This is a genomic window from Brevibacillus sp. B_LB10_24, assembly GCF_046036945.1.
GTDB lineage: Bacteria > Bacillota > Bacilli > Brevibacillales > Brevibacillaceae > Brevibacillus_C.
Window position 1 is genome coordinate 39,070 of sequence record NZ_JBJQOQ010000031.1, and the last position, 19,182, is coordinate 58,251.

The 19,182-nt window shown below is 52.7% G+C and carries 17 protein-coding genes; 12 read left to right on the plus strand and 5 right to left on the minus strand.

Going from position 1 to position 19,182, the window contains the following annotated elements; genetic code table 11:
• Nucleotides 1-85: 85 nt before the first annotated feature.
• The 3 genes from ACI7RC_RS21850 to ACI7RC_RS21860 form a co-directional block, all read right to left on the minus strand.
• Nucleotides 86-808 (minus strand): maleate cis-trans isomerase family protein, encoded by a 723-nt coding sequence (locus ACI7RC_RS21850; protein ID WP_408110313.1) that lies wholly within the window; start codon nucleotides 806-808, stop codon nucleotides 86-88.
• The gene (locus tag ACI7RC_RS21855; protein ID WP_408110314.1) at nucleotides 805-2,148 is read right to left on the minus strand and encodes an MFS transporter; all 1,344 of its coding nucleotides are present in this window, start codon (nucleotides 2,146-2,148) and stop codon (nucleotides 805-807) included. The genes ACI7RC_RS21850 and ACI7RC_RS21855 overlap by 4 nt, the downstream gene beginning before the upstream one ends.
• A gap of 61 nt (nucleotides 2,149-2,209) precedes the next feature.
• Nucleotides 2,210-2,908: a GntR family transcriptional regulator gene (locus ACI7RC_RS21860; protein ID WP_408110315.1), complete on the minus strand. Its 699-nt coding sequence runs from the start codon at nucleotides 2,906-2,908 to the stop codon at nucleotides 2,210-2,212.
• Between the two features lie 336 nt (nucleotides 2,909-3,244).
• Between ACI7RC_RS21860 and ACI7RC_RS21865 the strand changes: the two genes are divergently transcribed.
• From ACI7RC_RS21865 to ACI7RC_RS21890, 6 genes are all read left to right on the plus strand, one after another.
• The gene (locus ACI7RC_RS21865) at nucleotides 3,245-5,320 is read left to right on the plus strand and encodes a BglG family transcription antiterminator (protein ID WP_408110316.1); all 2,076 of its coding nucleotides are present in this window, start codon (nucleotides 3,245-3,247) and stop codon (nucleotides 5,318-5,320) included.
• A gap of 38 nt (nucleotides 5,321-5,358) precedes the next feature.
• Nucleotides 5,359-5,640 (plus strand): PTS sugar transporter subunit IIB, encoded by a 282-nt coding sequence (locus ACI7RC_RS21870; RefSeq protein WP_408110317.1) that lies wholly within the window; start codon nucleotides 5,359-5,361, stop codon nucleotides 5,638-5,640.
• 35 nt (nucleotides 5,641-5,675) lie between these two features.
• Nucleotides 5,676-7,055 carry a PTS ascorbate transporter subunit IIC gene (gene ulaA / locus ACI7RC_RS21875; RefSeq protein WP_408110318.1) on the plus strand — a complete coding sequence of 460 codons (1,380 nt, stop codon included), beginning with the start codon at nucleotides 5,676-5,678 and terminating at the stop codon, nucleotides 7,053-7,055.
• Between the two features lie 27 nt (nucleotides 7,056-7,082).
• Nucleotides 7,083-7,802 carry a transaldolase gene (locus tag ACI7RC_RS21880; protein ID WP_408110319.1) on the plus strand — a complete coding sequence of 240 codons (720 nt, stop codon included), beginning with the start codon at nucleotides 7,083-7,085 and terminating at the stop codon, nucleotides 7,800-7,802.
• Nucleotides 7,803-7,969: 167 nt separating this feature from the next.
• Nucleotides 7,970-9,256: an aminotransferase class V-fold PLP-dependent enzyme gene (locus tag ACI7RC_RS21885; protein WP_408110320.1), complete on the plus strand. Its 1,287-nt coding sequence runs from the start codon at nucleotides 7,970-7,972 to the stop codon at nucleotides 9,254-9,256.
• Nucleotides 9,257-9,271: 15 nt separating this feature from the next.
• Nucleotides 9,272-10,510 (plus strand): dicarboxylate/amino acid:cation symporter, encoded by a 1,239-nt coding sequence (locus ACI7RC_RS21890; protein ID WP_408110321.1) that lies wholly within the window; start codon nucleotides 9,272-9,274, stop codon nucleotides 10,508-10,510.
• Nucleotides 10,511-10,601: 91 nt separating this feature from the next.
• On the opposite strand, the gene ACI7RC_RS21895 is transcribed toward ACI7RC_RS21890, so the two are convergent.
• Nucleotides 10,602-11,474, minus strand: a complete 873-nt coding sequence (locus ACI7RC_RS21895; protein WP_408110322.1) for a MurR/RpiR family transcriptional regulator — start codon at nucleotides 11,472-11,474, stop codon at nucleotides 10,602-10,604.
• A gap of 231 nt (nucleotides 11,475-11,705) precedes the next feature.
• On the opposite strand from ACI7RC_RS21895, the gene ACI7RC_RS21900 reads away from it, so the two are divergent.
• The 4 genes from ACI7RC_RS21900 (at nucleotide 11,706) to ACI7RC_RS21915 (ending at nucleotide 15,534) form a co-directional block, all read left to right on the plus strand.
• Entirely contained in the window at nucleotides 11,706-12,455 is a 750-nt protein-coding gene (locus tag ACI7RC_RS21900) for a sirohydrochlorin chelatase (protein WP_408110323.1), read from the plus strand.
• Nucleotides 12,456-12,552: 97 nt separating this feature from the next.
• Entirely contained in the window at nucleotides 12,553-13,278 is a 726-nt protein-coding gene (locus ACI7RC_RS21905; RefSeq protein WP_408110324.1) for an ABC transporter ATP-binding protein, read from the plus strand.
• Between the two features lies 1 nt (nucleotide 13,279).
• The gene (locus ACI7RC_RS21910; protein ID WP_408110325.1) at nucleotides 13,280-14,464 is read left to right on the plus strand and encodes an ABC transporter permease; all 1,185 of its coding nucleotides are present in this window, start codon (nucleotides 13,280-13,282) and stop codon (nucleotides 14,462-14,464) included.
• A 143-nt stretch (nucleotides 14,465-14,607) separates the two neighbouring features.
• Nucleotides 14,608-15,534 (plus strand): DMT family transporter, encoded by a 927-nt coding sequence (locus ACI7RC_RS21915; RefSeq protein WP_408110326.1) that lies wholly within the window; start codon nucleotides 14,608-14,610, stop codon nucleotides 15,532-15,534.
• On the opposite strand, the gene ACI7RC_RS21920 is transcribed toward ACI7RC_RS21915, so the two are convergent.
• Nucleotides 15,507-16,496 carry an ROK family glucokinase gene (locus ACI7RC_RS21920; protein WP_408110327.1) on the minus strand — a complete coding sequence of 330 codons (990 nt, stop codon included), beginning with the start codon at nucleotides 16,494-16,496 and terminating at the stop codon, nucleotides 15,507-15,509. The genes ACI7RC_RS21915 and ACI7RC_RS21920 overlap by 28 nt on opposite strands.
• Before the next feature lie 132 nt (nucleotides 16,497-16,628).
• On the opposite strand from ACI7RC_RS21920, the gene ACI7RC_RS21925 reads away from it, so the two are divergent.
• Together ACI7RC_RS21925 and rlmD are read left to right on the plus strand one after the other, a co-directional pair.
• Nucleotides 16,629-17,519 (plus strand): diacylglycerol kinase, encoded by an 891-nt coding sequence (locus ACI7RC_RS21925; RefSeq protein WP_408110328.1) that lies wholly within the window; start codon nucleotides 16,629-16,631, stop codon nucleotides 17,517-17,519.
• Nucleotides 17,520-17,556: 37 nt separating this feature from the next.
• Complete coding sequence (rlmD, locus tag ACI7RC_RS21930) at nucleotides 17,557-18,999, plus strand: 23S rRNA (uracil(1939)-C(5))-methyltransferase RlmD (protein ID WP_408110329.1); 1,443 nt, start codon at nucleotides 17,557-17,559, stop codon at nucleotides 18,997-18,999.
• Nucleotides 19,000-19,182 lie beyond the last annotated feature (183 nt).

The following is a 19,182-nucleotide window of genomic DNA, read 5'->3' on the forward strand; positions in this document are numbered from 1 at the left end:
AGAACGGAAATGTGTAAGTTCATTTTAAAAAAGCGGTAAACGGCATTTGGAGCCGTACCGCTTTTTTTGTGATAATCGGGCCGGTTTATCCGGTAAACAGTCTGCCCCAGCCCTTTATGGACCGCGGATTGATGTCGACCATTTTCAACGCTTGCCAGAGTACGACCGCGATCGTATCGTACAGTGTCATATGATAGGTTTGCTCATAGTACTCCGCCCGATTGATTGCGGGGAAGTTGGTGCAGACGATGCTGAGGGCGTCGGCCGGCAGTGCGGATACGGATTTGATCATGCCCTCGATCCTGTCGTAATCGACGAGGCTGAAGGAGCGATTGACCGTCTGGCTGCATCCTTCCATGCGGAGTACTTCGATGCCGTGTTCCCGGTACTGTTTGGCGATCCGTTCATTGATTTCCGGAATGTAAGGGGTGACGAGGTGACATGTTTTTACATCGTTTTCGGCAAACGCCTCCAACTGGGCGAGCATGGAGGTGGTGGCAGGGATTCCGGTTACTTTTGTAATCTGCGAACACAGCTCTCTGTCTACATCGAAGCCCAGCCAGCCGCCAGAGGTTCCGTTCCAGGCAATCACGTCTACCTCGGCATGAGCCAACAGCTCGGCAGCCCGCAGCATCGGCTCGAAGTCAAACTGCCGCAGGGCATCTTGCTCCAGCGAGATCTTCGTCACTTCAAATCGGGAAAAATGGCAGGTTACCTCCGGCAGATCGTTCAGCATTCGCGAGCAGACGGGCTCCAGGATTGTGTTGGATGACGGAGTGAGCATGCCGATTTTTTTGGGTTCTTTCATCGTGAATTCTCCTTTCCATGACTTCCTACTTTTTTCGTGTGGTCGATCAGCGACGATGCTCCTGCCAGCAGCAGTCCGGCGATCGCAAAGATCATCAGGACGAGGAAATACGCTCCGGTGGCCGAAACGATAAAGCCGACGTAGATCGGGGTAGTGACACCAGCGATATTTCCGGAAAAATTCATGCATCCGCCGACGATGCCGACGTGTTCGCGCCTGGAGATGGCCGCCGGCACGCTCCAGTACAGTCCGCCCCAGCGTAAGAAAAACAGCGCAGTAGACAGCAGTGCAATGGCCATGGGGAGAGAAGTGGTTTTGCTCAGGAAGAAAATGGACAGGGAGGTCATGATTCCGGCGATCGCCAAAAGCGTCCGCATCACCGTATTATGGCCTCCTCCCCTGGCCCGCCAGGCATCGGCAATCCATCCGCCGATGATTTCCCCGACGAATCCGGCACCGAAAATGATCAAGACTGACCCGCCGATGGTACTGATGTTGACGTTTTGGGTCTTGGCCAGGTAAGACGGTCCCCAGGTCATCAAGCCGTAAAAGACGGTGTTGAAGGAAAACCAGCCCAGGCACATGCACCAGAAATTGCGTGCCTTCAGGTAATCCTTTATGCCGGCCTTTCCGTTCGCCTGGCTTTTGGCCAGTTCATATTCGGCTGCAAGCGAGGTTTGGATATACTGGCGTTCGGCTTCGTTTATCCGGCGATGGGTTGAAGGGGTTCCTCTGATGACCAGCCAGGCCAGCCAGGCGCAAATCAGCGTCAAAATGCCGGCGCCGATCAATGCCCCGCGCCATCCGCCAAACCACGCCATAAAGGCTACAATGATCGGTCCGCCAATCGCTGTGCCCAAAGGGGCGCCGCTGTCTAAGATGGTGGCTCCGCGCCCTCTTTCGGCAGAAGTCAACCAGACTGACTGCAGCTTGGCTCCGCCCGGGTAGACAGGGGCCTCCGTGATTCCGAGCAGCACGCGCAGGAAGATCAGTGTTTTACTGCTGTGAATAAACCCTGTCAGTGTCTGGACAATCCCCCAGGCAACGGCTGCCCCGACCACCACTTTATCCGGCCGGTAGCGGTCCGCGAGCCACCCGGACGGGATCTGCATCAGTGCATACCCCCAGAAAAATGAGCTGAGAATGAGTCCGACAATCCTGGGGTCCAAGTCCAAATCCTTTTGGATTGCCGGCATGGCAATCGAGAGGACAGCGCGGTCGACGTAGTTGATGGTAACGAGCAATAGCAGCATGAGAAACACTTGCCAACGCACCCTGGTAGGTCTGCCGGGATCAAGGCCGGCATACGGACCTGCATTTCCTTGTCGCTTCACTTCCATCGGAATACCCCCTTTACGCTCGATTTGGTTTGAAAACCTCTAACAGATGGTGAACCGGGCATCACCTCCGCGGACTTAGATCTTCCTGGCTGGTCTGGAAAACCTCGCTTAAGGACAGGGGATATTTGGGAATCCCGTCAAAATCGAGACAGTTTTCGATCTCTTTCAGATGTTCCGACATGAGGCGTTCTGCCAGTTGTTCATTTCCTTCAATCATGGCGTTGACGATCTGATCGTGTTCCAGTGAACCGCACAGCTTCAACTGCCTGTGGCCGTAATAGGCCATGATGACGTAATTTAAGCTGATCAATTCTTCAATATAGCGGTATCCGAAGGAATTGCCGGCCAGTTCTGCGATTTTTAAGTGAAAGTCGCAGGAGATTTGCAGCGCTTCAAACAGGTCCCCTTCTGTGCTTGCCCGCCGCTCTTCAGAAATCATCGCTTTGAGCTGGCGGATGTGGTCCTGGGTAAGATGCTTGCAGGCTTGCCGAGTCGCCGCAGCCTCCAGGGTTTTGCGCATCTCAAAGACTTCCCTAGCCTGATCCACACTGGGACAGGCGACGAACGTCCCTTTATGGGGAATGATGGTCACTAGCTTCTCATGGGCCAGTCTGCGCAAAACGTTGCGGATCGGAGTCCTGCTTACGCCAAACGATTCTGCCAGGATATCCTCTACCAACTGCGTGTTGGGAGCCAGCTTTTGCTGAATGATCGCCTGTTTGATCGCTTTGTAGATTTCTTGTTCGGCTACTTGTGTCATCCCGGTTTGGCCTCCTTTGCATACAAGCGATTGTATGGAGAATTGGATGCTGGATTGTATACAATTCCATCCAAAAGAAAGTACGGTCAGCACGAAGTTACGGCTGATTTCAACTCGACCGATTTGTTTCTTATTAAGAAACGATGGTTCTATTTTTGTTTTCATCAATATAACACGATAAGGCGATTAATATCAACTAAATATTCCGAAAATTAAAAATACAATATTCCGAAACAGTCCAATCATGTACAAAGCAAGGAGACGAAAGATGGAACCAATCACAGGCAAGAATGAAAGCGCTTTATACTATAATCTTACACAAGGAGGGGAGAGAATATGTTGGATGAGCGCTCATCAACCTTATTAAAACTGATCACCTCCAGCCGGACAGCCACGTTCAAAGAGCTGACGCAGCAGATGAGCTGCACCAGGCGTCAAATCGTCTACGACCTGGCCAAGATCAATCAGTGGTTGAACAGCCAGGGACTCCCCCTGATCGCCAATCAGCGGGCCCGTGGCTTGACGGCGGACACCGCGGTTCGAGAGTTTGTGCTGCGCTCTCCCCCGCAGGTGAAATTTTCAACGTATCTATTGTCAAAAGAAGAACGGGTCTTTTGCATCATCATCCAGTTGTTCGTTCGCGACGAGCACATCTCGCTCTTTCATTTTACTTCGCGCTTCAAAACCAGCCGCAATACCGCCTTGGCGGACATCCAAAGGGCAAATCAATATGCCGGGAGCTTTCAAGTTGCTGTCGTCTATACGCGGGGGAAAGGGTATCATCTGGCGGGCGAGGAGCGGAACAAACGCTCTTTGGTGATGAAATGCATCTCGCGCCTGCTCCATCAAGTGAACGGGATGCGGATCCTGGAGCGGGTGTTGGCGGACAAGCAAAAGGAATCCGTTTTTCCGGCGCGGTTCGCATGTGCGTGTTCGGCGCTAAAGGAGGCGGAAGATGCGCTGCAGCTGGTCTACGTCGAGGAAAAAGTCAACGCGATAGCTGTATTTTTGGCGATTCTGTTCAGTCGGGGGGATGAGCGGCAGCACGTTGATTTTAGTCAGGAAGAACAAATGCTGCTCAGGCAAACGCGCGAATTTGATGCCGCCAAGCTCCTGATCGCCAGGTGCGGCCAGGACGACGACGAATTGGAAGTCTGCTATATCGCACTGCTGCTATTGAGCATCAGCTTGAAGCGTTCGGACTATCAGATCGACTCCAAGCACATGCAGATGCTCTACCAGCTTATTTTGGCCGTTGTGGAAGAATTTGAACTGCTTGCCTGTGTCGCCTTTGCTGATCGAAAAAAGGTGATCGAAACCTTGTTTCTCCATATGAAACCAGCCTATTACCGAATCGTGTTTCAAATTCCGATCACCAATCCGTTTTTGCAGCAAATCAAAACGGAGCATTTCGATTTGTTTACGCTTGTGAAAAAGGCGTGGGAGCGTTTTGAACATGTTGTCGGCATCCCCCTTCCTGAGGACGAAATCGCCTATTTGACCCTTCACTTCGGGGCGCTGCTGGAAGCGCAGGGCGGGTTGCACATTCGGCGCAAGCAGGCGATCATCATCTGTCCAAACGGCGTTGGGACCTCCAACATGCTGAAGGAACAGATCGAAAAGCTGGTTCCGGAGATCTCGATCACGGCGGCCATTTCACTGCGCGAATTTCAGGAGGAACATGAAACACAGTGCGATTTGATTTTTTCCACAGTCTTCATTCAAACCGAAAAACCGGTCATTGTCGTCAACCCGATCTTGTCCAGTCTGGACAAGGCGACGATTCTGCGCGAAGTCTATACGATCGTACACGGCAAAAGCCGGGTTGCGCCGAGCGTGCAGGACATCATGCAGACAGTCAAGCGGTTTGCCGTCGTCGCCGATGAAGATGGGCTGCGCAGCGCGCTGACGACGGCGTTAACCGGCTCGATGGCTGAAAATATCAGGAGGTACAAACCCGTGCTAAAGGAACTGCTCACAGAAGATATGATTCAACTTCACGAAAGAGTTAAGGATTGGGAAGAGGCCATTACGCTTGCATCACAGCCCCTGATCGGCATCCATGCGATTGAAGCGCGTTATGTGGAGGCGATGATCCAGAACATCCGCCGTTTGGGGCCGTACATCGTCCTCACGCCCCGCGTCGCCGTTCCGCACGCCCGGCCGGAAGACGGCGTCAAGAAAGTCGGCATCAGTCTGTTGAAGCTGTCCGAGGAGGTGGCCTTTTCGGAAGAGAGCGACCGCAGAGCCAATCTGATCTTCGTCCTCGCCGCCATCGACAGCGAAACCCACTTGCGGGCACTCGGACAGCTGACAGAGTTGATCTCGGAGACGGACAACGTCGACAAGCTGATCGCCGCGAAGCAAAAAGAGGAAATTTTGCAAATGGTCGAGCACTACAGCCGGCAGTAAATCAAGTTCGGTTGAAAAAATGGAATGGAGGGGTTGGCATGTTAAGCATTATCACAGTATGTGGAAACGGGATTGGCAGCAGCCTGATGCTGAAGATGAAGGTGGAGGAGATCTGCGATGAACACGGCATTGCGGTGAGCGTAGACTCTTCGGACTTCAACGCGGCCAAAAGCAAGACGTGCGATCTGATCATTACGATCAAAGAGCTGGCGTCGCAATTTGAAAATCGGCGGGTCGCCGTGGTCAGAAGCTATGTCAACAAAAAGAAAATCGAAGAGGATGTACTGGAGATCATCAAACAGTTGTCCGCTGCCAAGTAAGCAGCGATCAAATGGATGGAAATGGGGGATCGTGAATGTCTGCATTAACCGGTTTGCTGCAATTTCTTCGGGATGTGCTGAGCCAGCCTGCCCTGCTGATCGGTCTGATGGCTTTTATCGGGCTGGTCGCGCTGCGCAGGCCCGGGCATAAAATCCTGACCGGGACCCTCGGGCCGATCCTGGGGTACCTCATGCTGGGCGCCGGAGCGGATGTGATCGTAGCCAGTCTCGATCCGCTAGGCAAAATGATCGAGACGGGATTTCACATCACGGGTGTGGTGCCGAACAACGAGGCGATCGTCTCTGTCGCGCAAAAAGTGCTGGGCGTGGAAACGATGTCGATCCTGGTCACGGGACTCGTCTTCAACCTGTTGATTGCCCGTTTTACCAAGTATAAGTACGTTTTTTTGACCGGACATCATAGTTTTTTTATGGCGTGCTTGCTCTCTGCCGTGTTGAAAACCTCCGGAATGGCCGGGGCGGAACTGGTACTGGTAGGTGGATTTATCCTCGGGGCTTGGAGCGCGATCTCCCCGGCGATCGGCCAAAAAAGCACCCTGAAGGTAACCGACGGCGATGAACTGGCGATGGGTCACTTCGGCAGCATCGGCTATTACCTGTCGGCATGGGTCGGAAAATTCGTCGGGAAGCCGGAGGAGAGCACAGAGAAGGTGGAGATCCCGGAAAAGTGGCGCTTTCTCAGGGATACGACGATCTCAACCGCGTTGGTCATGGTGATTTTTTACCTGATCGCGGCGATCGCTGCCGGACCTGCCTTTGTGGCGACGCTCTCTGGCGGCACATCGGCCTACTTGTTCGCAGTGATGACTGCTCTCAAGTTTGCTATCGGAGTCGCCGTGGTCTACTCCGGCGTTCGCATGATCCTGGCCGATCTGATCCCGGCCTTTCAGGGGATCGCCACCAAGATCATCCCGAACGCGATCCCTGCAGTCGATTGCGCGGTATTCTTCACGTATGCTCCGACGGCGGTCATCATCGGCTTTGTCAGCAGCTTCGTCGGCGGGCTGATCGGCATGTTCATCCTGGGCGCTTTGGGCGGCGTGCTGATCATCCCCGGCCTGGTTCCCCACTTCTTCTGCGGAGCGACGGCAGGCATCTACGGCAACGCCACCGGCGGAAGGAAAGGAGCGATCGTAGGCGCCTTCGTCAACGGATTGGCGATCAGCTTCCTGCCGGCTCTGCTGCTGCCCGTGCTAGGTCAGTTAGGGTTTGAGAACACGACCTTTGGGGATGCAGACTTTGGCGTGCTGGGCATTTTGTTCGGCCAGGCGGCCAATCTGATCGGCTCGTTCGGCGTTTACCTGTTGGCGGCTGTCATGCTGATCGCCCTGGTCATCCCTAACTTTGTCCGGACGAAGTCATCCGCGCTCAACAATTACGAAGAAAGCATGTGAACAAGGGATAGAAACGGGGGAAAAACGATGAATCAGTTGACGATCAAGTTATTTGCCGACGGCGCCGTATTGGATGAGATGGTTGCGGCTTACCGCTCAGGCGTAGTAAAAGGGTTTACGACGAACCCCTCCTTGATGCGAAAGGCCGGGATTGCCGATTACGAAGCGTTCGCCAAGGAAGCGGTGGCCCGCATACCCGACATGCCGATCTCGTTTGAAGTGTTTTCAGATGATTTTGAGATCATGGAGCAAGAAGCCCGAAAGATCGCAGGCTGGGGAGATCTGGTGTACATCAAGATTCCCGTGATGAACGCGAGGGGAGAATCTTCCCTTCCGCTCATTCGCAAGCTGTCCGCGGAAGGGTTTTCGCTTAACATCACGGCGATCCTGACGACGGAGCAGGTGGAACAGACAGTGGCTGCCTTTGCGCCCGGGACCAAGAACATCGTCTCTGTCTTTGCAGGAAGGATCGCAGACTCGGGAGTCGATCCGGTGCCGTATATGAAACAGGCCGCCGCGATCTGTCATTCGGCAGCCGGGACGGAACTGTTGTGGGCCAGCTCGCGGGAGCTGCTGAATATCCTCCAGGCGCAGGAGTGCGGCTGCGACATCATCACCTGCACCCCGGATATCCTGGGCAAACTGCCGCAGATCGGCAAAGATCTCTGGCAGATTTCGCTGGAGACGGTCCAGATGTTTGCCAAGGACAGCAAGCAGTCGGGTTATTCGATTCTGGGGGCCGGGTGAAACCAAAAAAATAGGGAAAAATAGCACGTTGGCTTATAACCGGCGTGCTGTTTTTTTGTTTTTCCCTTTTGAATATACAAAAAACTTATGGTACAATCTAAAAAAGAATATTATTCTTCATATTTAATTTAAAATGAAGAATATTTTACTTTACCGGAGGTTCTACTATGGATGACTACAAACAGGGAAGACTTATGGACGACAACTTGTTAGCAGAGCTGCGTCAAAAATTTGCCTTTCTCGATTTTGACCCTGACTATGGGGAAAGACTGTTTTTTGACAATTCCGGCGGTTCTCTCCGCTTAACAGATGCCGTCACCGTGAAAGAAAAAATTGACCTGCTTCCAGATTGTCCGGAAAGGTATCATCAGCGGGCCAACGATTTTAATGAGATGATGGATAGATGTACCCAAGATGTATTGCATGTCATGTTTGGTGCCAAGTCCGGTTCTTTACTTACCGAATTAACGGCGTCTCAGACCATGTTCAACATGGTAGCAACTGTCATTGAGAATGTCTCGGGTGAAAACGCTGTCACAACGAATATTGAACATCCTTCTTCGTATGATGCGGTAGAGTTCTATTGCAAAAAGAATCAGAAGGAGTTCAGGGTTGCGGAAGCAAACCGCCATACGGGGTTTGTCGACCCGGAAGCAATCGCCGAGAAAATCGATGAGAACACGATTTTATTAAGTGTGATTGCTTCAAGCAACATCTCCGGCAACATCATGGATCTGGAAAATATCATCAAAGCCGCAAGAGCAAAAAAGCCCGATCTCTACATTATTGTCGATGCCGTACAGCACATGCCGCACGGGACCCTCGATGTGGAAAAGCTCGGGATAGATGGAGCCAACTTCGCGCCGTATAAGTTCATGGCATCAAGAGGAATAGGGTTTGCCTACGTCTCGGACAGACTGTCCAAACTTCCGCACAGGAAACTCCTTGCCAAGGATGACAAGGTCTGGGAACTTGGATCTCCCGCCCCCGCGCTTTACGCCTCCATGTCTGCCGTGATGGACTATGTATGCTGGCTTGGTTCCTGGAACGGCGAGGCTGACGATCTATCTAGAAGGGATTTATATCTAAAGGGCATGGAGAAGATCGTTTTTCATGAAAGAGCCCTGCTGCATCGCCTTCTTGAGGGCAGCGATAAGATCGAAGGATTAAGGCATATGGACAAAGTAAAGGTCTTTGCCGATGATCCGGACCTGACCAAAAGGGATCTGATTGTTGCGATGGGGATTGACGGAAAAGATTTTGAGCAGCTGAGAAAAGAGTATCAGGATCGGGGCGTCACCGTCTATGAAAGGGTCAATACGAGCGTTTATTCCAAACGTATCCTTGAAGCGATTGGCATAACCGGCGCGATCAGAGTTTCCCCTTTCCACTGCCATACTGCAGATGAAATCGATACATTTTTAGCTATAACGAAACAGCTTGCACATTCATAAACAAGGGGGGTCCATATGAAGAAGAAAAAATTCGGTCTCGGCTCAAAAGTATTCATGGGGTTTGTCGCAGGAATTATTCTGGGTCTCATCTTTAAAGAAAAAGCGTTAGTCCTGAAGCCCATTGGAGATATCTTCCTGACCTTGATTAAGATGATCGTCGTTCCGCTCATTTTCTTCTCCATCACATCCGGCATCTCAAGTATCGGAGATATCCAAAAGCTCAAGAGAATCGGCACAAAAACATTGTTGTATTATGTGGTGACCACCTTGGCAGCCGGTGTAATCGGTCTTTTGGTTGCGAACATCTTAAAGCCTGGCCATGGAGTCGTGATTGACAATATCGGAGCTGCATCCCAATATGAAGCTTCCAATATCCCTACCTTAGGGGAAACGATATTAGGCATCTTTCCGGCCAACCCTGTAAAGGCCCTGGCTGACGGCAACCTCATGCAAATAATCATATTCTCGATCTTCCTGGGTATTTCCATTACGTTAATTGGACACAAATCGGAAACGCTGAAGAAGTTATTTCATGAGGGGACGGAAGCCATGTACAAGATGACCGCGATTATTATGGGCTTTTCCCCGATAGGTGTCGCTGCACTCATGGCTTGTACGATCGGAGAATATGGCTTAAAAATATTTGGACCGCTTGGCAAATTCATCCTGGTTGATTATGTTGGACTGATTTTGGTCATCGTACTCATGTACTTAGGTATGTTAAAATTCTTGGCAAAATTCCCCCTTTCCGCCTTTTTCAAATCGATCGGCAAGATTTGGCTGGTGACAGCAAGTACAACTAGCAGCTCGGGAACATTGCCTGTGACGATTTCTGTTACGGAAAGCGACTATAAGGTAAAAAGTGAATTGGCCCAATTTACGCTGCCGATAGGGGCAACCATGAACATGAATGGTGCGGTTGTTTATTACTCTGCCGCCGTTATCTTTGTATCGCAAATCTACGGAATCGATATGCCGTTAAGTCAGCAGCTGCTTGTCGTCGTTTTGACTACGCTGGTTTCCATCGGATCCCCTGGCATTCCCGGCGGCGGAATCGTCATGACCATCATGCTGTTAACGTCGCTTGGGCTCCCCATGGAGATCGTCGGTATGATTGCGGGTATCTACAGAATACTGGACATGGGACATACCACTTTGAATGTTACAGGTGACGTAGTCAGCACATTATGTATCGCGCGCAGTGAAAATATGTTTGAAAATGAACATCTTACGCCTGCAAATAAGGCTGTCTGACAAAAACTGTCGCAGTTGTAAAAGGTCGAATCCGAGACAAAAGAAAGGTTGCAACACGCATGCAGCCTCTCTTTTTTTATGGAAGGTTGTGTTAATACATGTCAAGATCACTGATGTATGTATTGATTCTTTCAAGCTTTTCCTTGTTTTGAATACCCGTTGCTCTGTTTATATGAGAACAAATCAACTCTGTTAGAAATAATACCGGCGTGTACGAGTTATAAAAAGCATTGCTGTCCACGGAAACTAAAAGCAGTACATCGGCAAACTGGGCGATGGGAGCAGTCGCTTTATCCGTGATGATGATCACTTTCGCTTTTGCTTCGCTTGCCATTTTTGCAGCAGTAAAATCCACATGTGAATACCTTGGGAATGACAATATAATGACACAATCATCCTCGCGGCAGTTGGCCAAAGTATCAAATGGCGTGAATGAATTGCTGCTGTTTATCACGACATGATCGATGATCATATTGAGTAATAATCCCATGATATCTGTTAAACCCGTTCTGGCTCTGCTGCCGATTATGTAAACTCTCCGTGCGTTTATAATATAATTCGTTGTTTTATTTAACTCATCTAATGTGTTTTTTTCCGAGATGGAACGGATATTTTTTTCCAATATTTTTAAATTATCATTTAACAGATCGGCATCCTTCACTTTATCGTAGCTCAGTTTTAATCTTTCAGAAGGGATGGTGACATCGTCAGAAATAGCCAGACTGCTTTCATAGCACAATTCTCGTAGATATTTTTGAAAATCGCTGTATCCCGCGAACCCTAATTTTCTCGAAAACCGGATGATCGTCGCATTGCTCACGTGCAATCTGTTGGCTAACTCCGTGGATGTTATGAAACAGGCATCTGTCAGGTTATCCAAAATATATTCTGCGACCAAATCTTCCTTTTTGGTTAATTGGGAATTGCTGATGATTGACTTCAATGGCTTTACAGACGAGTCCATTTGATAGACCTCCATAAATCGGATGGTTTCTTAACGTTCGTACACAAGGAATGACGTGTAATAAATTATACAGGGAAATACTGTACATTACCAAAAAAGGCTATCATGAACAATAAAAGGAGACAAGTGCTGGTAAGGGTTCCGGTCCCCCAAAAAAATGTCCCCCCTTTTTCAGTCTGATTCATTTATAATAATTATTATAAAGTACCTCTTGAAAGTGAGGTTTCACCAGTGAAGACAGGTGTGCTAGTAATCGGGCACGGGTCCAGCGACCAATCGTGGGTGGAACTGGTCGATGATGCGATCAGCCAGCTGGATGTACCGGTGCCGGTCGTAGCCGGTTTTCTGGAAATGGTCGAAGGACGGCTGATCAAAGACGGCATTCGCGAACTGGAGCGGCAGGGAGTGGAAAGGATCATCGCCGTACCGCTGTTCGTCTCTTCAGGAAGTACGCATATAGATGAGATCGGATACGTGTTGGGGGTTTATGATAAGATCGAATTGGATGAAGAGTTGGAGCGCATCGAGACCGGCGCGGACATCGTCTACTGCGATCCAATGGACAATCACCCGCTAATCGTGGATATTTTGCTCGAGCGGGTCAAGGAATTGTCCCGGGATCCGGCTTCCGAAACGGTTTTTCTGGTCGGACACGGAGCAGATGAAGGGAAGTACCACGCCAAGTGGGAAAATGTCATGCAAAAGCTGGCGATGACGATTCGCGAACAGGGCGGGTTCCGTGAAGCAGCTTACGGCACGATGCATCCGGACAATGTCCGTGAACGAGCCCAGGAGATGACCCACAAGAATCGAACGCTGGTCGTCCCCATTTTCCTCAGCGAAGGCTACTTTACAAAAAAGGTGATCCCTGCTAAACTTGTAGGCCTGGAATACGTATATAATGGAAAGACCTACTTGCCGCATCCTTATGTGGCGCGCTGGATGCAGGATGTCATCACTCATCAACTGAGCAAAGCATAATATTTTCGTAGGAATCGAAGGCACCCTCCGCAATGGCGAAACAGGGTGCCTTTTGCAGGATTGGCCGGGTATTTTGTAGTAAAGGCAGGGGAGTACATTGATCGAAGTAGAGGCTGTGACCAAACGCTTCAAGCAGGTGGTCGCCGTAGACGGCATCACATTTACCGTACAATCCGGGGAAGTGCTTGGCCTCTTGGGGGAAAACGGGGCCGGCAAAACGACGACGATGCGGATCATGGCAACGGTGCTGGAGCCCTCGGAAGGGGATATTCGCATCGATGGTTTTTCAGTCAGGAAGCAGCCGATGGAGGTCAGGCGCCGCCTGGGACTGCTGTTCGGCGGAGAGGTAGGGCTGTACAACAGATTGACGGCGAGAGAAAACATCAGTTACTTTGGAAGACTGTACGGACTTGGCGAGCGCCAATTGGCCGAGCGTGTAAAGCAGCTGAGCCGTGCCTTAGGCATGGAAGAATTTCTCGATCGGCGGGTGGGGCCGTTTTCCCGCGGGATGAAGCAGAAGGTGGCGATTGCCCGTTCACTGGTGCACGATCCCCAGGTCATCCTGCTCGACGAGCCGACTACCGGTCTCGACGTAAGTGCGGCCGGCATCTTTCGCCGTCTCATCAACTCCCTGAAGGCGGAGGGGAAAACGATTCTCTTCTCCAGTCACAACATGGGCGAAATCGAAAAGCTGTGCGACCGGATCATCATCATGCACAAAGGCAGGCTGATCTTCGAAGGCACGGTCCCGGCGCTGCGGAAAACCTACGAATTGCATGATCTGGACGATATCTTCATTCGGGCCATCGGAGAGGAGAGCTAAGGTGAACGGACGCCATATCAGACTTGTATTTCAAAAAGAATTCACGGATTTGCTGCGGGACCGGAAGACCTGGATCGGTGCCCTTGTCATTCCCATCGTCGTCATTCCGCTGGTCTTTCTGATCCTGGGCTCAGCGATGAGCAGCGTGGAGAAGGAAGCGCGGGCGTACATTCCGCTGGCTGTGGCCGGACCGCAGGAACACCCGCTCGTTTCGCAGCTGCGGGCATTGCCGGGAGTCGCCCTGCTGCATCCCGCCGATCCGATAACTGCGTTAAAACAGGCGGAGGTCCGGGCGGTGATCCAGTTTCCGGCGGACTTTGACCAGCGGGTGAAGAGCGGGCAGCAGGCCCGGCTGACTGTCTTTTACGATCCGTCCAACCAGAAGTCTTCCTACGCCCGCGAGGTGATCGAGCAGGCGGTGAAGGAGTATGAAACAAAGCTGGTGGACCAGCGCCTTCGCTCCGCCGGGCTTACCCGCGAGGCGATCCAGCCGGTCGCGGCCGAGTTTTCCAGCATCGCGTCCGATGAGAAGATGACAGGCAGCCTGCTGTCCACGATCATTCCGCTGATGCTGATCCTTTCGCTGATCTCGGGCGGGATGCCGGCAGCCACCGATCTGGTCGCCGGGGAGAAAGAGCGCGGGACGCTGGAATCGCTGATCAGTGCGCCGATCGGCAGCAGCAATGTACTGACGGCCAAGCTGCTGGCGGTGATGATCATGAGCGGAGTGAGTGCGATCGCTTCGCTGGTCAGCCTTACCCTGATCTTTTCCGCCGTGCCGCTGGGCAATGCCAATGTCACCTTCTCGCTTGGCTTTTTCCACGCCGATTCGCTGGCCGTCTTGATCGTCATGCTTCTCCTGCTTGCAGCGATGTTTGCCGGCCTGGAGCTGGCGATCAGTACTGCAGCCAAGTCGTTTAAGGAAGCGCAGACCTACATGTCGCCGATTATCTTTGTCGGGATGGTCCCCGCCTACATGATCATGCCGCTCAATCCGGTCGACGTTCCGTTTCTGTATTACGTGCTGCCCATCTTCAACGGCATCGCGATTTTCAAGGAGATTTTTTACGGAGATCTGGTCGCGTGGCATGCGCTAGTCGCGATCCTGTCTTCGCTGGTCTACGTCAGCCTGGCTATCGGCATCGCATCTCGCCTCTTCCGCAAAGAGTCGCTGATCATGCGCTAGTCAACTTAAAAAGGAACACCCCAAACGGTCAGATCGCTGCACCTGGTTTGGGGTGTTTTCGTGTCGGATGATTTTCCTTTTTCTGATGAAATATTCCAACTATAATGGGAACAGAACATATATACGAAAAAAGGTGGTTGCCAATGGTAAACCGGTTCTATCTGGGGGCATTCTTTGTATTTCTGTCGGCAAGCGGTTTTGCGATGATTCCGATTTTCGCTACCTTCGCGTATCGGGCAGAGGTAAGCGTGTTTACTTTGCTGTTTTTGCGGTTTTTGCTTGCGGCAGTGTTTTTTCTGATCTACCTTTTTGCCGGCAAAAAGCACAGCTTGAAAAGCGGGAGCAAGATTCCCTACTTTCCGCTGTTTATCCTGGGCGGCGTACTGTACACCCTGCAGTCGCTCACCTTTTTTTCTTCTGTCCAATATATTCCCAGTGGGCTTGCATCCTTGCTGTTGTATACTTTTCCGATTTTTGTCGCGCTGCTTTCCTTTTTGATCGATAAAGAACGGCTGACTGTCCACGTACTGGCTTCCATCGTGTTGTCGATTGTCGGCTTGGCTTTGGCGATGGGGAAAATCGTCGGCGAAATCAATCCGCTCGGCGTAGTGCTGGCGCTGTCGGCAGCAGTCTGCTACTCCTTGTATATCGTCATCGGCAACCGCGTGGTCAAACAACTGTCCCCGGTCGTGACGACGGCATTTATCACTGTGTTCGCCACGGTTTCGTTTTTCTTCATCGGGTTGTCTACAGGCAGCCTTACGTTCCAGATGTCTGGGCAGGGATGGGCGGCGGTGGCAGCGACAGCGCTCGTCTGCACGATTCTGTCACTGGTCACCTTTTTTCGCGGGTTGGAGCTGATCGGTTCCACCAAGGCATCCATCCTCAGCATGCTTGAGCCTGTCGTGACGATCAGTATGGCGTTCTTGCTGCTGGGTGAACGCCTCACCGGGCTGCAAATGGTCGGCGCTTTGGCCGTGATCTCCGGGGCGATATGGATTGTCGTCGGGCAGGGACGTCAGAAGCAGCAGCCCCGCGACGGTCAGCAGCCCGGCGCACCCATGCCGTAGAGCCGAGAGCGGACAAGCCATGCCCCGCCGATGATCCCGGCGTCATTGCCCAAAGCGGCCGGGAGAATGTCGCAGATGGCATAAGCGGGGGCAAACCGGGAGAAATAATGCCGGACCCGGTCAAAAAGCTCGGGGCCTGCCTGTGAGACCCCGCCGCCGAAGACGATCCTGGCGGGGTTTAAGAGGACGGCAAGGTGGGAACAGGCCAGTCCCAGGTAATAGGACGCCCGGTCGATGACGGCGATCGCCGACTCGTCATGGGCCGAAGCCGCCGCAAACACGTCTTTGGCCGTCAGTTTTCCCTGCGTGGCGAGTGTGGCGGCGAGGATTTTGCTGCTGCCTGCTCTCGCAGCGCGTTCGGCTTCCCGGATGATCGCGGTCGCCGATGCGAAGGTCTCCAAACAGCCGGTTCGTCCGCAGCTGCATACGGGGCCGCCTTTCGTTTCCATCGTCATGTGGCCGATCTCCCCGCCGCCGCCGCTGGCGCCGCCCACGATCTGCCCGTTGAGGATGATGCCGCAGCCGATGCCGGTTCCCAGCGTGAGAGCCACCAGGTCTTTGGCACCCCGTCCCGCCCCCAGCCACATCTCGCCGAGCGCAGCGAGATTTGCGTCATTTTCTGCGTAAACCGGCACGTTGACCTGCTGTTCCAGGATGTCAACCAGCATCGTCTGCTTCCAGCCGAGGTTGACCGCCTCAAGGACAATCCCCGCAGCCGGATCGACAGGTCCCGGTATTCCTGCGCCGATTCCCAGCAATTTTGAATTGGGGATGCCTGTCTTAGCCAACAGAGCCTCAACCAGATCGCGCATCTGGGCGATGACGCTGCCCGCCTCTGCCCCAACCAGGGTTGTTGCTGTTTTTTTCCGAATCATCTTCCCTTCCATCGTGAACAAAGCGGCTTTGATCGACGTGCCGCCTACGTCTACTCCGGCAATAATCTTCTGCTCCAAGATAAACACCTTCCTTGCCGTTAGAATATTCTGTACTATGCTTCCGGTATGAATCCAAAGCATAGCAATTTTCAAATTGGGCGATACAGGATATGATGGAAGAGATACATGGAGGACATGTTGGCTGAAAGGAGGGCACTCATGAAGCGTGCTCGTCTAATATACAACCCGACATCAGGTCGGGAGAATGTGCGTCGGCGCCTCGCGGATATTTTGGAGGTATTGGAGACAGCCGGCTACGAGACTTCTGCCCATGCTACGCGCGGCGAACATGACGCCAGCGAGGAAGCGGAGCAGGCGGTGCGCCGCGGCTTTGATCTGGTGATTGCGGCCGGCGGCGACGGCACGATCTACGAGGTCATCAACGGTATTGCGGAGAAGAAAAATCGCCCGGCCCTAGGCATCATCCCCTGCGGTACGAGCAACGATTTTGCCCGTGCGGTTGGCATTCCGAAGTCGGTCACCCGCTCGTGCGAGATTATCGCCAGCGGAAAAACGAAGAAAATCGACCTGGGGAAAATTAACGACCGCTATTTTATCAATATCGCCGGGGGCGGCTCGCTTACGGAACTTACCTATGAAGTGCCGATCAAAATGAAGACGATGATCGGACAGCTCGCTTACTATGTGAAAGGCATCGAGAAGCTTCCGTTTATCCACCCCACCCATGTGCGCATGGAGACGAGGGAACGGGTCGTCGTCGACGAGGAGATCATGCTGTTTCTCATTGCCAACAGCCATTCGGTCGGAGGGTTTAATCGGATCGCGCCGAAGGCAGACCTCACAGACGGGAAACTGGACTGCATCGTTCTGAAGAAGACCAGTTTGCCTGAATTTATTCGTTTGGCAACCATGGCCCTCAAGGGAGACCATATCAAAGACCCCAATGTAATCTACTTTCAGACGAATTACGTAAAAGCGACTTCGCTGGATGCCAAAACAGTCCAGCTCAATCTCGACGGCGAGCTGGGAGGCCAGCTGCCGTGCGAATGCATCGCGCTGCCAGGGCATCTGGAAGTGTTTGTTCCATAAAGACGCAACAACTATCATGATAAAGGAGTTTGTCTCATTGCCAAAGACGTCAAAGCGAAAAAAACACGTACAAAATCAAAACAAGGCAGCCGCACTAACCGACCTGCCGGTGCAACTGAATCAGACGGTGGAATTGGAGATCAGCGGACTGACGCATGAGGGGGCGGGGGTAGGCAGGTACGAGGGCTACACGCTCTTCGTACCGCAAGCACTGCCCGGCGACCGCATCCGCGCCGAGGTCGTTCACGTCAAAAAGAATTACGGCTTCGCCCGCTTGCTGGACGTGCTGGCGGAAAGTCCGCACCGCGTCCAACCGCCCTGCCCGGTGTTTGACCGCTGCGGCGGCTGTTCGCTGCAGCACCTCGCATACGAGGAGCAGCTTCGCCACAAGCGCCAGGTCGTCGTCGACAACCTTCGGCGCATCGGCGGCATCCCGACGGAAGGGGAAGGGGCGGTCCTCGTCCACCCCACGCTCGGCATGGCCAATCCCTGGCGTTACCGCAATAAAGCGCAGGTGCCAATCGGCGAGCAGGAAGGCGGATTGGTCGGCGGCTTTTACGCCGAGCGTTCCCACACGATCATCGACATCGATCACTGCCTGATCCAGCACGAAGCCAACGACGAGGCCGTCGCCGCCGTCAAGAGAATCGCCGTCCGACTGGGCATCCAGCCCTACGACGAGAACCGCCACACCGGCTTGCTTCGCCATGTCGTCACCCGCGTCGGAGCGAATACCGGCGAGGTGATGGTCGTGCTGATCACGACGGAGGCGTTTATCCCCCAACGCGAGCTGCTGATCGAAGCCATCTGCCGGCAGCTGCCGGCAGTCAAGAGCATCGTGCAAAACATCAACCCGCACCGGACCAATGTCATCTTCGGCGACGAGACGTTCACCCTCTGGGGCCAGGATGAAATCTACGACACGATTGGACCGGTACGCTTTGCCATCTCCGCCCGATCGTTTTATCAGGTAAATCCGCAGCAGACGGAAGTCCTGTACAAGAAAACCCTGGAGTACGCCGGCCTGACCGGAGAACAGACGGTGATCGACGCCTACTGCGGCATCGGCACGATCTCGCTTTTCCTCGCGCAGCGTGCCCGCCGTGTCTACGGCGTGGAGATCGTACCCGAAGCCATCGCCGATGCCAACCGCAACGCCCGGCTCAACGGCATCGACAACGTCACCTTCGCCGTCGGCGCCGCCGAAGAGGTGATCCCCGCCTGGAAGCAGGAGGGCATCCGCGCTGACGTCATCGTCGTCGACCCGCCGCGCAAGGGATGCGACGAAGCTTTGCTGACGACGATTTTGCAGATGAGGCCCGAGCGTGTGGTGTATGTGTCGTGTAATCCGGCGACGTTGGCCAGGGATTTGAAGGTGTTGGGGGAGCTGTATGAGGTGAGGGAAGTGCAGCCGGTGGATATGTTTCCATGGACGGGGCATGTGGAGTGTTGTTCACTGTTAGTCAGCAAGGACAAATAAATCAGATGTATTGGCGGAATTAGTAAAGAGGAGCGGAGAGCTCCTCTTTTTTGTCATATAATGGATCTAGGTTGGTTCTTTCATGATTGTCATAGTTAAAAGCGGGATATTTATGGTAAAATTTAACTATTGTAATGAAAAAAAAACTACGACTGACCAATTAACATACAAAATGTATATTCT

What these genes read in the sequence shown, in the direction of transcription:
- ACI7RC_RS21850 (WP_408110313.1), bottom strand. Translation starts at nt 808, where the DNA reads ATGAAAGAACCCAAAAAAATCGGCATGCTCACTCCGTCATCCAACACA.
- ACI7RC_RS21855 (WP_408110314.1), bottom strand. Translation starts at nt 2,148, where the DNA reads ATGGAAGTGAAGCGACAAGGAAATGCAGGTCCGTATGCCGGCCTTGAT.
- ACI7RC_RS21860 (WP_408110315.1), bottom strand. Translation starts at nt 2,908, where the DNA reads ATGACACAAGTAGCCGAACAAGAAATCTACAAAGCGATCAAACAGGCG.
- ACI7RC_RS21865 (WP_408110316.1), top strand. Translation starts at nt 3,245, where the DNA reads ATGTTGGATGAGCGCTCATCAACCTTATTAAAACTGATCACCTCCAGC.
- ACI7RC_RS21870 (WP_408110317.1), top strand. Translation starts at nt 5,359, where the DNA reads ATGTTAAGCATTATCACAGTATGTGGAAACGGGATTGGCAGCAGCCTG.
- ulaA (WP_408110318.1), top strand. Translation starts at nt 5,676, where the DNA reads ATGTCTGCATTAACCGGTTTGCTGCAATTTCTTCGGGATGTGCTGAGC.
- ACI7RC_RS21880 (WP_408110319.1), top strand. Translation starts at nt 7,083, where the DNA reads ATGAATCAGTTGACGATCAAGTTATTTGCCGACGGCGCCGTATTGGAT.
- ACI7RC_RS21885 (WP_408110320.1), top strand. Translation starts at nt 7,970, where the DNA reads ATGGATGACTACAAACAGGGAAGACTTATGGACGACAACTTGTTAGCA.
- ACI7RC_RS21890 (WP_408110321.1), top strand. Translation starts at nt 9,272, where the DNA reads ATGAAGAAGAAAAAATTCGGTCTCGGCTCAAAAGTATTCATGGGGTTT.
- ACI7RC_RS21895 (WP_408110322.1), bottom strand. Translation starts at nt 11,474, where the DNA reads ATGGACTCGTCTGTAAAGCCATTGAAGTCAATCATCAGCAATTCCCAA.
- ACI7RC_RS21915 (WP_408110326.1), top strand. Translation starts at nt 14,608, where the DNA reads ATGGTAAACCGGTTCTATCTGGGGGCATTCTTTGTATTTCTGTCGGCA.
- ACI7RC_RS21925 (WP_408110328.1), top strand. Translation starts at nt 16,629, where the DNA reads ATGAAGCGTGCTCGTCTAATATACAACCCGACATCAGGTCGGGAGAAT.